Source organism: Methylobacterium sp. 37f (assembly GCF_023093475.1).
Classification (GTDB): domain Bacteria; phylum Pseudomonadota; class Alphaproteobacteria; order Rhizobiales; family Beijerinckiaceae; genus Methylobacterium.
Map to the genome: position 1 here is coordinate 51,293 of NZ_JAGHKN010000015.1, position 12,876 is coordinate 64,168.

The 12,876-nt window shown below is 71.4% G+C and carries 13 protein-coding genes; 3 read left to right on the forward strand and 10 right to left on the reverse strand.

What is annotated here, in order from left to right; translation table 11 throughout:
* Window positions 1–53: 53 nt before the first annotated feature.
* From J7U37_RS12315 to J7U37_RS12325, 3 genes are all read right to left on the reverse strand, one after another.
* On the reverse strand, window positions 54–320 hold the full coding sequence (locus J7U37_RS12315; RefSeq protein ID WP_247635904.1) for a hypothetical protein: 267 nt from the start codon (window positions 318–320) through the stop codon (window positions 54–56).
* A 200-nt stretch (window positions 321–520) separates the two neighbouring features.
* Complete coding sequence (locus J7U37_RS12320) at window positions 521–829, reverse strand: cupin domain-containing protein (protein WP_056188814.1); 309 nt, start codon at window positions 827–829, stop codon at window positions 521–523.
* A 76-nt stretch (window positions 830–905) separates the two neighbouring features.
* Window positions 906–1,136, reverse strand: a complete 231-nt coding sequence (locus J7U37_RS12325; protein WP_056188810.1) for a DUF1674 domain-containing protein — start codon at window positions 1,134–1,136, stop codon at window positions 906–908.
* Window positions 1,137–1,220: 84 nt separating this feature from the next.
* On the opposite strand from J7U37_RS12325, the gene J7U37_RS12330 reads away from it, so the two are divergent.
* Complete coding sequence (locus tag J7U37_RS12330; protein WP_056486347.1) at window positions 1,221–2,591, forward strand: RsmB/NOP family class I SAM-dependent RNA methyltransferase; 1,371 nt, start codon at window positions 1,221–1,223, stop codon at window positions 2,589–2,591.
* A gap of 2 nt (window positions 2,592–2,593) precedes the next feature.
* Complete coding sequence (locus J7U37_RS12335; protein ID WP_247635905.1) at window positions 2,594–3,766, forward strand: hypothetical protein; 1,173 nt, start codon at window positions 2,594–2,596, stop codon at window positions 3,764–3,766.
* Window positions 3,767–3,931: 165 nt separating this feature from the next.
* Here J7U37_RS12335 and glp read toward each other — a convergent pair whose 3' ends face one another.
* The 7 genes from glp to J7U37_RS12370 form a co-directional block, all read right to left on the reverse strand.
* The gene (gene glp, locus J7U37_RS12340; protein ID WP_247635906.1) at window positions 3,932–5,152 is read right to left on the reverse strand and encodes a gephyrin-like molybdotransferase Glp; all 1,221 of its coding nucleotides are present in this window, start codon (window positions 5,150–5,152) and stop codon (window positions 3,932–3,934) included.
* Window positions 5,153–5,244: 92 nt separating this feature from the next.
* Window positions 5,245–5,730 (reverse strand): cyclic pyranopterin monophosphate synthase MoaC, encoded by a 486-nt coding sequence (gene moaC / locus J7U37_RS12345; RefSeq protein ID WP_056188801.1) that lies wholly within the window; start codon window positions 5,728–5,730, stop codon window positions 5,245–5,247.
* Between the two features lie 10 nt (window positions 5,731–5,740).
* Entirely contained in the window at window positions 5,741–6,592 is an 852-nt protein-coding gene (gene trpC, locus J7U37_RS12350; protein ID WP_247635907.1) for an indole-3-glycerol phosphate synthase TrpC, read from the reverse strand.
* A gap of 9 nt (window positions 6,593–6,601) precedes the next feature.
* Window positions 6,602–7,627: an anthranilate phosphoribosyltransferase gene (gene trpD / locus J7U37_RS12355; protein WP_247635908.1), complete on the reverse strand. Its 1,026-nt coding sequence runs from the start codon at window positions 7,625–7,627 to the stop codon at window positions 6,602–6,604.
* A gap of 64 nt (window positions 7,628–7,691) precedes the next feature.
* Window positions 7,692–8,306 carry an aminodeoxychorismate/anthranilate synthase component II gene (locus J7U37_RS12360; protein ID WP_056486698.1) on the reverse strand — a complete coding sequence of 205 codons (615 nt, stop codon included), beginning with the start codon at window positions 8,304–8,306 and terminating at the stop codon, window positions 7,692–7,694.
* Between the two features lie 64 nt (window positions 8,307–8,370).
* Window positions 8,371–9,894: an anthranilate synthase component I gene (gene trpE, locus J7U37_RS12365; protein ID WP_247635909.1), complete on the reverse strand. Its 1,524-nt coding sequence runs from the start codon at window positions 9,892–9,894 to the stop codon at window positions 8,371–8,373.
* A 7-nt stretch (window positions 9,895–9,901) separates the two neighbouring features.
* A complete protein-coding gene (locus J7U37_RS12370; protein WP_247635910.1) occupies window positions 9,902–11,806 on the reverse strand; it encodes a peptidylprolyl isomerase in 1,905 nt (634 codons plus the stop codon).
* 249 nt (window positions 11,807–12,055) lie between these two features.
* On the opposite strand from J7U37_RS12370, the gene tpiA reads away from it, so the two are divergent.
* Window positions 12,056–12,820, forward strand: a complete 765-nt coding sequence (gene tpiA, locus J7U37_RS12375) for a triose-phosphate isomerase (protein WP_056188784.1) — start codon at window positions 12,056–12,058, stop codon at window positions 12,818–12,820.
* Window positions 12,821–12,876: the final 56 nt, after the last annotated feature.

The window sequence follows — 12,876 nt, forward strand, 5'->3', positions numbered from 1 at the left end:
GATGACGATGATCGGTAATCCGTCCAGCAGGGTCGATGTCTTCGCAGGGTGGATCAGCGCTCAGGCTTGTCGAGGCCCAGGTATCCGTGCGCCTCCGCCGGCGTCATCGTCCGGATCGCCGCATCCGAAAACCCCAAGCCGCGAAGCGCGGTCCTCTGGCGATTGGTGATCATCAGCGAAATGGCGGGCGATGCGACGGCAGGTTCGGCGCGGAACTCCGGATCGTTGTCCTGTGCCCGGCGGCGGCGTTCCCCGAACACCGCGTCCGCCGTCTCGCGGTCCAGGAACCGGAACAGATCGTCATCCGATTCACCCGCCATCCGGTCCGCCCTCCCAGTCAATCGTCCTGTACCCATACCGGAGGTCGCAGCAAACCGGACGTCGATTCAAGCACGCGGGAGGACCGAGAGGACATGACGCGACGCCCGCTCGACCGTCCGGCGGCCGGCGCAGGTCCGGGCTCCGTTTCGGCGAACCCGACCCCGCGCGGCCACAGCGACCGCGCGGGACCTGCAGGCCCTCAGCGGGCCGGCGGCGACGTGGCCTCGACGGCCGTGAAGGCTTCGAGGATGCGGTAGGTGTGCTCGGCACCTTCCGGCACCAGCCAGGAATCGCCGGGCTCCAGCAGGACCTTCTCGCCGTCCACGATCAGCTCGGCGCGGCCGGCGATGACGTAGCCGACGGTCTCGTAGGGGCGCTTCGCCATCGGCTTGTCGGCGCTCGGCGCCTCGTCGCGCCACATGCGCATCGCCACGGTCTGTCCCCGGGCCAGGGCGACCTCGCCGTGCGGGCCTTCGCCTGCGTTGTTGCTCGAAACCTTGGTGGCCATCGGGTTGTCCTTCGGTGCTGACGCGGTGGCCGGAACAACGGAGGGGGATGCCGGACGTTCCGGCGGCAACGCGTCCTCAGAAATCGACCGCGATGCCCTTGATCTCCCAATCGTCGTAGCGCACCGGCTCCAGCCCGCCGCGGCCCTGGCGCTCGCGCTGGGCCGCGATCTCGGCGGCGTGGGCATCGATGGCGTCCCGGCGTTCAGCCGCCTCGGCCAGCGCCCGAGCCGCCTCCGGCGTCAGGCGCCTGTTCGCCTCCGGCTGGGGCTCATCCGCGCGGTTTTCCGTCGGTTCCGGGCTCGTCATGGCTTGCATCTCGGTGTGGTGGGTGGAAGGGCATCGCAGACAGGTCCGCCGCGAGCGGGCTCAAGAATTCAGGAAGTGGCATTCATGGCGACAGGTCGCAATACGGATGCGCCGACGGCGCCGATCGACCGCACCGTCGCGGGCCTCGCCGCCCGTCAGGTCGCTCACAGCGCGGTGGCCGACCTCATCGGCAAGACCCGTGGCTTCGCCCTCGAGGACGCCCTCGCGCAGGCCGGCCGGAACGCCGGTCTCGACGCCGCCGATGCCGGGCTGGCTCGCGCCATCGCCACCGCCACCTTCCGGCGCCTCGGCTTCCTGCGCCGGGTCCTGGCCGAGCGCATGGCCCAGGGTCTGCCCGAGGATCAGCCGCGCCTCGTGGCGCTCCTGGCCACCGGGGCCGTGCAGATCCTCGATCTCAACGTGCCGGATCACGCCGCCGTCGATCTCGGCGTACGCCTCGCCAAGGCCGATCCGCAGCTCCAGCACCTCACCGGACTCGTCAACGCGATCCTGCGCCGGATCGTGCGCGAGCGCGAGGCGATCGTCGCCAATCCGGGCGACCCGCTCTCCGACAACACGCCGGACTGGCTCGCCCGGCGCTGGCGCGCGGCCTATGGCGACGAGACCGCGCGGGCCATCGCGGCTGCCCATCTCCAGGGCGCCGCCCTCGACATCACCGTACGGGGGTCGGCCGCCGAATGGGCCGAACGCCTCGGCGGCGTCGCCCTGCCGACCGGCAGCGTGCGCCTGCACGAGGTCCGCTCCGCCGTCGCCGACCTGCCGGGCTATGCCGAGGGGCAATGGTGGGTGCAGGACGCCGCTGCCGCCCTGCCGGCGCGGCTCCTCGCGGTCACGCCCGGAGAGCGGGTCGCCGATCTCTGCGCGGCGCCCGGGGGCAAGACTGCGCAGCTCGCCGCCGCCGGTGCCTCGGTGCTGGCGGTCGACCGGTCGAGCCCGCGCCTGGAGCGTCTGTCGCAGAACTTCGCCCGGCTCGGCCTGGAAGCGGAGATCCGGGTCGGCGATGCCCTCTCGATGCCCGAAGAGGGCGCTTTCGACGCCGTCCTCCTCGATGCGCCATGCTCGGCCACCGGCACTCTCCGGCGCCATCCCGATGTGGCCTGGACCAAGACCGAGAGTGACATCAGCCGCCTCATCGGCCTGCAGAAGCGCCTGTTCGACAAGGCCGCCGCCCTCGTGCGGCCCGGCGGCCGCCTCGTCTACTGCACCTGCTCTCTGGAGCGGGAGGAGGGGGAGTACCAGGTCGCGACCTTCCTCACCCGCAACCCGGACTTCGAGCGCGTGCCGGTGCAGGCCTCGGAACTCGGCGGTTTGTCGGAGCCGATCGACGCCGCCGGCGACCTGCGCACGCTGCCGGCGCATCTGACCGGTGAGGCCCCGGAACTGCGCGGCGGCCTCGACGGGTTCTTCGCCAGTCGTCTGCGCCGGAAGGGTTGAGGATGCGTCCCGGCCGGATCGGAGGCGCCATCCGGGCGGCTGTCCGGTCGGGCGTCCTGTCGTGCGCCCTGGCGGGCGTTCTGCTGTCCTCCGTCACGGCGGCCCGGGCGCAGGTCGATCCGCGCATCCTGCCGCTCCACCCGGCCTATGCGCGCAATCCCACCTGCGCGCCGGTCGCGGCCACGATCCCGTTCGACGTCCATGAGGGCACCCGCGACGTCGCGCTGTCGCCCTCGCCGCGCGAGATGCCGCTGAACCAGGGCGAGAGCGCGATCTGCTTCGCCTACGCCGCGGCCGACATGATCTCGCACCGGCTCGGGCGTCAGATCTCGCCCCTCGACGTGGCGACCAAGACCTACTTCGCCGATCCGGAACGCCTGACCGCGATCCCGGCCCTGCGCGCCCATCTGAAGGCCCATCCGAACTGGCGGGCCGACATCGCCTGGAGCCGCAACGCCGCCGAGATGTCCAACATCGGCAACCCCAAGCTGCTGCCGTACTTCGACAAGATCGAGGGTGGCGAGGAGGACACCGCCGCCCTGCTCTACAACATCGGCGGCCTGTGCGAGGATCGGGACCTGCCGTCCAACGACGGCTATCGCTACGCCGACCGGACCCTGCGGGCGCTGCGCTACCGCAGCCGCCTCGCGCCCCGGCCCCTGTGCTTCCGCAGCCTTGCCGGAACCGTGCCCCATCTGCGCGATCCCCGCACCGACACCTTCAATGCCGGCTGGATCGCCCACGTGGAGGCGCGCTGCCGCCGGGTCCCCTTGCCGGTGCCGCTGCTGCCGGTCTCCTATCGGGTCGCCGCCAATCAGGCGGAGTTCGCCGCCCTGCGCGAGGCCGGCCGGCCGCCGGGCCGCCGGGCGGTCGCCCGCATCCTGGCGATGATCGATTACGCCCTCGACCACGGCCGGGTGCCGACCATCGGCTACAGCTGGTACCTCCTGGAGGACCGCGACCCGAAGGACCCGGACCTGCACGCCGATCACGCCAGCCCCGTCATCGGCCGCCGCAAGGTCGGCGGCAGCTGCCAGTATCGGGTCCAGGACAACACCGGCGAATACTGCGCCCGGATGCGCGAGGGCATGCGCGAGGCCTGTGACAACGGTCGGGTCTGGGTCGATGAGGAGGCCCTGCGGCGCACGCTCTACAGCGTGACCTATCTTCGCTGACGGCGTCGCGTTTCGGCGCGGGAACCCAGATGCGGGCCCGGCCTGGACGAGGCCTGCGTCGGAGGGATGCGAGTCCCGGCTGGAGTTTGGCTGGGATCGGGAGAAACCGGTTATCCCGACAAGACAAAGGAACCTGACGGACTCCAGTGCCTTGGAGCCGGGCGGTCAGAGCAGGCGCCGGTCCAGGCGCAGGATGCGGCAGGGCGCACCGGCCTTCGCCGCGGGGGCGTGCGGCGCGCGGATCAGCAGCGCTTCGGCCGATCCGAGGATGCGCAGCATCGAGGAATCCTGGCGGTTCTCCGGATACACCACCGGCAACCGGTCGGGCGCCGTCTCGATGCGGGCGCGCAGGTAATCCTGGCGCAGGTCGTTCTCCGCGAGGTCGCAGCCGAGGATGGCCGGCTCCGAGGCATCAGCGGCCGCGTGCGGGTTGCCCAGGAGTGCCCGGATCGCCGGAACCACGAACAGCAGGCCGCACACCACCGACGCGACCGGATTGCCGGGCAGACCGAGCACGGCCATGCGGCCGAGCCGGCCATGCATCAGCGGTTTGCCGGGGCGCAGGGCCACGCGCCAGAAGCCGAGGTCGAGGCCCCGGGCGTGAAGGGCCGATTGCACGAGGTCGTGGTCGCCGACTGACGCGCCCCCGAGGGTGATGAGCAGGTCCGCCTCCGCCGCGACGGCACGGCCGATGGCATCGTCGAGGGCCGCCAGTGTATCCCCGGCGATCCCGAGGTCGATCGCCTCGGCGCCGGATTCCCGGACCAGGGCCGCGACGGCGAGGCCGTTGGAGGCGACGATCTGGTCCCAGCGCGCCGGTTCGCCCGGCGCCACGAGTTCGTCCCCCGTGGCCAGGATCGCCACGCGCGGGCGTCGCCGCACGGGCAGGACGGCGTGCCCCCCGGCGGCCGCGAGGGCGATGCGGCGGGGATCGAGGACGTCGCCGGCCTTGAGCAGGGGATCGCCGGCCCGGAAATCGAGTCCGCTCGGGCGGATGAAGCGTCCGGCCGGCACGGATTCCCGCGCCGTCACGGTTTCGGGGGCTGCTTCGGCATTCTCCTGGATCAGGATCGCGTCGGCGCCCTCCGGGACGGGCGCGCCGGTGAAGATGCGTACGGCCTCGCCGGCCCCCACGGCGCCGGCGAAACCGTGGCCCGCCGAGCTGGTGCCGACGAGCCGGAGGGCGACGGGCGCCGCGTCGAGGTCGGCGCTGCGCACCGCGTAGCCGTCCATCGCCGAGGCCGGGAAGGGCGGCTGCGTGCGCAAGGCGGCCAGATCGGCGCCGAGGGTCCGGCCGGCGGCCTGCCCGATGGCGATCGTCTCCGCCGCGACGGGGCCGGGGATGCCGGCGAGAACCCGCGACAGGGCCTCGGCGACCGAGATCATGCCGGACCCCTTCCGACCTGAACCTTTGCCGCTCGGATCCTTGTCGCTCGGATCCTTGCCGCTCGATTTCCGGCCAGGCGCGTCCTGGCCGCTCAAGCGTGATCCTCGGCTCGGTAGGCGCCGGAGCGGCCGCCATCCTTGGCCAGCAGGCGGATGCCCTCGATCCGCATGCCGCGATCGGCTGCCTTCACCATGTCGTAGATAGTCAGGCAGGCGACGGAGACGGCGGTCAGCGCCTCCATCTCGACGCCGGTCGGCCCGAGCACCTTCACCTCCGCCGTCACGCGCAGGCCGGGCAGGCTGTCGTCGACCTCGCAATCGACCCGGACCTTCGAGAGCAGCAGCGGATGGCACAGGGGGATCAGCTCGTGCGTCCGCTTGGAGGCCATGATGCCGGCGAGCCGCGCCGTGCCGATGACGTCGCCCTTCTTGGCGTCGCCCTCGCGGATCAGCCGCAGGGTTTCGGGCAGCATGACGACGCTTCCCGTCGCGCGGGCGGTGCGGGTGGTCGCGTCCTTGTCGGACACGTCGACCATGTTGGCCGCGCCGGTGGCGTCGAGATGGGTGAGTTCGGCCATCGTCGCGTCCTCAGGCCTTCGCGTCGCCGAACAGCAGGCGCCGGGTGGCTGCCGTCACGTCGGCCTCGCGCATCAGGCTCTCGCCGACCAGGATGGTGTCGAGGCCGGCCTCCGCCAGGCGGACCACGTCGGCATGGCCGGCGATGCCGCTCTCGGCCACGGCGATCCGGTCGGCCGGCACGCCCTCGGCGAGGCGGATCGCGGTCTCGAACGAGACCTCGAAGGTCTTCAGGTTGCGGTTGTTGATGCCGACCAGCCGGGTGCCGAGCGGCAGGGCGCGGGCCAGCTCCTCGGTGTCGTGGACCTCGACCAGCACGTCCATGCCGAGATCGTGCGCGGTCTCCACCAGGGCGGCGGCCTCGTCGTCGTCGAGGCAGGCCATGATGACCAGGATGCAGTCGGCGCCCCAGGCCCGCGCCTCGAACACCTGATAGGGCTCGAACAGGAAATCCTTGCGCAGGACCGGCAGGGCGCAGGCGGCCCGCGCCTCGGTGAGGTATTCGGGCTTGCCCTGGAACGAGGGCGTGTCGGTCAGCACCGACAGGCAGGTGGCGCCGCCGGCCGCGTAGGCGGCGGCGAGCACGGCCGGGTCGAAATCGGCGCGGATCAGGCCCTTCGACGGCGAGGCCTTCTTCACCTCGGCGATCAGCGCCGGGCGCTTCTCGGCGATATGCGCCGCGATCGCATCGGCGAAGCCGCGCGGGGGCGAGACGTTGGCGATGCGCTTCTCGAGCTTGGTCTGCGGCACCCGCAGTTTCGCCTCGGCGATTTCACGCCGCTTGTAGGTCTCGATGCGGGCGAGCACGTCCTTGCGCTCGGCGGGAGCGACGTGCGCGACGGACCCGGATTTGGGCTCGGACATGACGGGCTTTCAGGCGTGCGAGCGAAGGTTCGAGAGGCGGACAAGCCTATGGAGTGTGGCACGCGCGGCGCCGCTGTCGAGGGCCTGTCCGGCCCGGACCACGCCTTCCGCGAGGGAGCCGGCGGCCTCGGCCACCACCAGAGCGGCGCCGGCATTGAGCACGGCGATGTCGCGATAGGCGTTGCGCGCCCCGTCCAGCACCTCGGCCAGGGCGGCGGCGTTGTGCGCGGGGTCGCCGCCCCGCAGGGCTTCGAGCCCGTGCAGCGGCAGGCCGACCTCGCGCGGATCGATGGTGAATCGCGAGATCCGGCCGCCCTCCAGCGCCACCACGGCGGTGGGGCCGGTCACGGTGATCTCGTCGAGGCCGTCGCTGCCATGCACGGTCCAGACCCGGTCACTGCCGAGTTCGGCGAGCACGCCGGTCAGCGGCTCGGCCCAGGCCGGCGACGAGACGCCGAAGAGCTGGCGCCCCACCCCGGCCGGGTTCGCCAGGGGACCCAGCATGTTGAAGATCGTCCGCGTCGGCAGCTCGGCCCGCACCGGGGCCACGTGGCGCATGGCGGCGTGGTGCGTCTGGGCGAACATGAAGCACAGGCCGGCCTCGGCGAGGCAGAGGCTCAGCTCGTCCGGTGCGAGGCCGATGCGGACGCCGAGCGCCGCGAGCACGTCGGCGGCGCCCGAGCGCGAGGTGGCGGCCCGGTTGCCGTGCTTGGCCACCGGCACGCCGCAGGCGGCGGTGACGATCGCCGCCAGGGTCGAGACGTTGTAGCTGCCCGAATGGTCGCCGCCGGTGCCGACCACGTCGATCGCGCCCGGAACGCTGCGCACCGGCACCATCCGCGCCCGCATGGCCTCGACGGCGCCGATGATCTCGTCCGGGGCCTCGCCGCGGACCTTGAGCGCCATCAGGAAGGCGCTGGCCTGGACCGGCGTGACCTCGCCCGAGAGCAGATCGTCGAAGGCCTGCCGCGCCTCGGCACGGTCCAGGCCCGCGCCGGTGGCGACCTTGGCGAGGAGGGGCTTGAAGGATTCCATGTGGCTCGGGCGTGACGGTCCGGCGCGGAGAACCGGAGTGATTCCAGACAGGCGACGTAACCCGTCAATGCACGCCGTCGCGGTCCTTGTCACGCGCCGCATTCCACGTGGCCGCGATGTCCAGGAAATTCCGCAGGATCTGCGATCCGTGATGCGACAGGATGCTTTCCGGGTGGAACTGCACGCCGTGGACGGGGAGATGCGCGTGGGCGAGCCCCATGATCAGGCCGTCGGCCTCCGCCGTCACCGTCAGGTCGGTCGGGCAGCCGTCGCGCTCCACCACCAGGGAATGGTAGCGCGTGGCGTCGAAGGGGCCGTTCAGCCCCCGGAAGATCCCGGACGCCCGGTGCCGGATGCTGGAGACCTTGCCGTGCATCGGCGTCGGTGCCCGCACCACGTCGCCGCCGAAGGCCTGGCCGATGGCCTGGAGCCCGAGGCAGACCCCGAAGATCGGGATCTCGGCCGACAGGTCCTTGACCACGTCGAGGCAGATCCCGGCCTCGTTCGGCGAGCAGGGGCCTGGCGAGAGAACGATCGCGTCGGGCCGGCGCGCGCGGATCTCCGCGATGGTGATCGCGTCGTTGCGCACCACGTCGATCGAGCCGCAGAGCGGGCCGATCAGGTGGACGAGATTCCAGGTGAAGGAATCGTAGTTGTCGATGACGAGGACGTCGGACATCGGAGCTTCGCGCGCGGGCATGGAGGCGGTGTGGCGCGAGTCCGGCGACCCGTCAACCGGTGCGCTATTGGCCCCGTCGCGCCCGGCTCGCGAACACCACCGCGTCCTCGGCCGCCCGGAACAGCGCCTTGGCCTTGTTGACGCATTCCTGCTGCTCGGAGGCCGGGTCGGAATCGTAGACGATGCCGGCACCGGCCTGGACGTGCATGCGGCCGTCCTTCACCAGGGCGGTGCGCAGCACGATGCAGGTGTCCATCTCGCCGCGCGCGCCGAAATAACCGATGCAGCCGCCATAGGGGCCGCGCTTCTCGCGCTCCAGTTCGTCGATGATCTCCATCGCCCGCACCTTTGGCGCGCCCGAGACCGTGCCGGCCGGGAAGCCCGCCGACAGCGCGGCCAGCACGTCGTGCTTCGGGTCGAGCTCGCCCTCGACGTTCGAGACGATGTGCATGACCTGGCTGTAGAACTCGAGGAAGAACGAGCCCGTCACCGTGACGCTGCCGATGCGCGAGACGCGGCCGACATCGTTGCGGCCGAGGTCGAGCAGCATCAGGTGCTCGGAGCGCTCCTTCGGGTCGGCCAGCAGCTCGTCGGCCAGCGCCTGATCCTCGGCCGGATCGGCCCCGCGCCGGCGCGTGCCCGCGATCGGCCGGATGGTGACGCGCCCGTCGCGCACCCGCACCAGGATCTCGGGTGACGAGCACACGAGCTGGAAGTCCTCGAAGTCGAGGTAGCACAGGAACGGGGCCGGGTTGGTCCGGCGCAGCGAGCGGTAGAGCGCCAGGGCCGGCAGGGTGAAGGGCGCCTCGAAGCGCTGCGACAGCACCACCTGGAAGACGTCGCCGGCGACGATGTACTCCTTCGCCCGCGCCACCATGGCGAGGTAGTCCTCCGGCGTGGTGTTCGAGACCGGCTCGGGATGCGCGATGGCGCGCGGGTCGATCCGGGCCTCGACGGGCAGGGGGCCTTCGAGGATTTCGGCGACCCGCTCCAGGCGGTCGAGGACGGCTTCGTAGGCGGCGCGCGCGGAGATCCCTTCCGTCGGGCGTACCGGGCCGACGACCGTGATGAGGTCGCGCACCGAGTCGAACACCACCATGATGCGGGGGCGCACCAGGATCGCGTCCGGGACCCCGAGGGGGTCGGGGTTCGGCGAGCCGAGGGCCTCCATCGTCCGCACCATGTCGTAGCCGAGATAGCCGAACAGGCCGGCGGCCATGGGCGGCATCGCATCGGTGGCGCCGTCCACCCCGATGGCGCTCTCGGCGATCAGGGCGCGCAGGCTGGCGAGGGGGTTCGCCTCTTCGGGCGTGAACGCCGACAGGTCCGGGCCGCGCGCCAGTTCCGCCCGTCCGTCCCGGCAGCGCCAGGCGAGGTCGGGGTCGAGGCCGATCATCGAGTAGCGCCCGCGCACGACCCCGCCCTCGACGGATTCGAGCAGGAAGGCCGTGCCGGAATGTTGCGCCCGCAGCTTCAGGAAGGCGGCGACCGGCGTCTCCAGGTCCGCCACCAGGGTCAGGTTGAGGAGGGTCGGGCGACCCGCCGCATAGGTCTCCGCGAAGGCCGTAAAGGCAGCGTCTTCGGTCATTGCCGGCTCAGTACTCGCCGCCGCCGATCGCCCGGCGGACGGCCGCCTGGTTGACCGTGACGCCCACGGAGGTCTGCACGTCGCCGATATACTGGCCGAGCACGTCGTCGGCGATGGTCGGCTGGAAGCGCTTGGTGATGGCCTCGTCCTCCGGTGAGCCCGGCACGAAGGCCGGCATCGTCGCGGCCGTGACCTTGAACAGGGCGCGGCTCTCGCCGGCCTCGGCCGAGGCCGCCTTGTTCACCGGCGTGGCGAAGGCGCGGTTGACCACGTCGGCGGTCATGTCGCCCTGCGGCTGGTTGCGGGCGAGATCGGTCACGGTCTGGACGTTGAGCCCGGCTTCCGCCGCCACGGTCTCGACGGCCTCGCCCTTGTCGAGGCGGGCGGTGAGGTCCTTGGCCTTGGCGATGAGGCGGCTCTGCGTCTCGGCCGCGCGCCAGCGGGCGACGACCTCGTCGCGGACCTGGTCGAGGGGCTTGTCGTGCGCGCGGTCGATGTTGGTGATGTCGTACCAGACATAGCCGCCGGACTTGGTTCGCAACGGCTCGTTGTCGCTGCCCATCTCGGCCCGGAACAGGGCGGACAGGGTGGTGTCGCGGTCGGGGATGCCGTCCACGGTTTTGCCCTCCGGGTCGAGGCCCTGGGCGGTCACCGCCGGGATGGTGCGCAGCGGCAGGTCGCGCTCCTTGGCGATGTCGGCCAGCGGCTTGGTGTTGGCGCGTTGATCCTCGATGGCGTCGTGGGCCGCGTCGATCCCGCTGGTGGCCCGCTCGAGGGCGATGGTCTTGGCGATCTCGGCGGAGACGTCGGCCAGGGGCTTCACGGTCTCGGGCTCGATGGCGGTGACGCGCAGGAGCACCGTGCCGAAGCGGCCCTTCACGGGGGCGCTGACGCTGTTCACCGGCAGCGCGAAGGCGGCGTCGGCCACGGCCGGATCGAACAGCTCGGCCTTCGTCAGGGTGCCGAGCGACAGGTCCTTGGCATCGGCTCCGGTGCCGGCGGCCACGGCCTCGAACGGCTTCTCGCCGGCCTCGATCACCTTGCGGGCGGCCTCGGCGGCCGCGGCGTCCGGGAACACGATCTGCTGGATCGTGCGGCGCTCGGCCGTGCCGTAGCGGCCCTTCTCGGCGGCGTAGCGCTTGGCGATGTCCTCGGCGCTGACGGCCTCCGGCTTGGCTATCGCCTGCGGATCGAGGACCAGCAGGGTGACGGACCGGGCTTCGGGGGCGCGGAAAGCGTACTTGTTCTCCTCGTAATAGGCCTTCACGGCCTCCTCGCTCGGCGCCGGGATCTCGCCGGCCACGGAGGGCGGCAGCATCATCAGGGCCACGGAGCGCCGCTCGGTGGTGTAGCGATGCACCGCCTCGCGCAGGGCTTCGGGCACGTGGAGGTCGGCCGCCACCGCCTCGGCGAGCTGGAGGCGGGCCGCCACGGCGCGCTGCTCACGCACGAAGGTGGCCTCGTTGATGCCGGCGCGCTGGAGCGTCTGGTAGAACAGGGCCGGTTCGAACTTGCCGTCCGCGCCCTGGAAGCTCTTCTCCTCCTGAATCGCCCGCAGAACCGCCGCATCGGGAATGCTCAGGCCGAGGGCCGTGGTCTGCTGGTCGAGGGAGGCCTCGCTGACGAGCTGCGCCAGCACCTGCCGGTCGACGCCGAGCCCCCGGGCCTGGTCCGGCGTCAGGGTGCGGCGGGTCTGGCTCTGATAGCGCTGAAGCTGGTTCTGGTAGGCGGTGCGCAGGGTCTCGGCCGAGATCTGCGCCTTGCCCACGGTAGCCACGCTGCTGGACGAGCCGGCGCGGAAGAACTCCTCGACGCCGAAGATCGCGACGCCCGCGATGAGGAAGGTGAAGACCACCGTGAGGATGATCTTGCCGAGCCAATGCTGGCTGGCCTTGCGCATGTTCTGCAGCATCGAACGTCCGGGTACCCGTCGGTGGGCGTCGGGGGACGCCCGTCATTCCAGGGAAAGCCGCCCGCGATAGACCATCCGGGCTGTCACCGCAAAGGGCGTCCGGCGTTTGCGCCGCCTCCGAGCCTCTGTTACGGGCGGCGCAATCGCCAAGCGAAGCCATTTCTCGCCACGCAAGGTTTTATTGCCAGGCGAAGCGATGCAGCGCCGAGCGAAGCCGCAGAAGCCGAAACCACATCAGTGAGGAACGGGATGACGAAGTCGGGGCGACGGCCTCTAATTGCCGGCAACTGGAAGATGAACGGCCTGCGCAGCTCGGTCGCCGTGGTCGAGGCGGTCCGCCACGGCCTGACGCCCGACCTTCTCGATACGGTCGACGTCCTGATCTGCCCGCCCTCGACGCTGATCGCATCCTGCGTCGCCGCGGCCTACGGCTCGCCCATCGCCATCGGCGGCCAGAACCTTCATGCCAAGCCGAACGGCGCCTTCACGGGCAGCATCTCGGCCGAGATGCTGGCGGATCTCGGGGCCTCCTACGTCATCGTGGGTCATTCCGAGCGCCGGGCCTACCATCACGAGACCGATGACGGCGTCCACGCCAAGGCGCTCGCGGCGCGTCGCGCCGGCCTGTGCGGCATCATCTGCGTCGGTGAGACCCAGGAAGAGCGCGAGGAGGGCCGGACCCTCGACATCGTGCGCGCGCAGCTCGCTATCGGCGTGCCGAAGGGCGCCACCGCCAAGGATACGGTCATCGCCTACGAGCCCGTCTGGGCCATCGGCACCGGCCTGACCCCGACCCCGGCCGACATCGCCGAGGTCCATGCCTCGTTACGCGAGATGCTGGGCCAGCTCATCGGCGCCGAGGCGCAGGCCGTCCGCATCCTCTACGGCGGCTCGGTCAAGCCGAGCAACGCGCGTGAGCTGATGGCGGTGGAGAACGTCGACGGCGCCCTGGTGGGCGGCGCCAGCCTCGTCGCCGACGATTTCCTCGGCATCGCCCGCGCCTACATGCGCTGAAGTCCCGATACGCCGGGCCGGAGCGCCGGACGTCCGCTCCGGCTCGGGATCGCCTT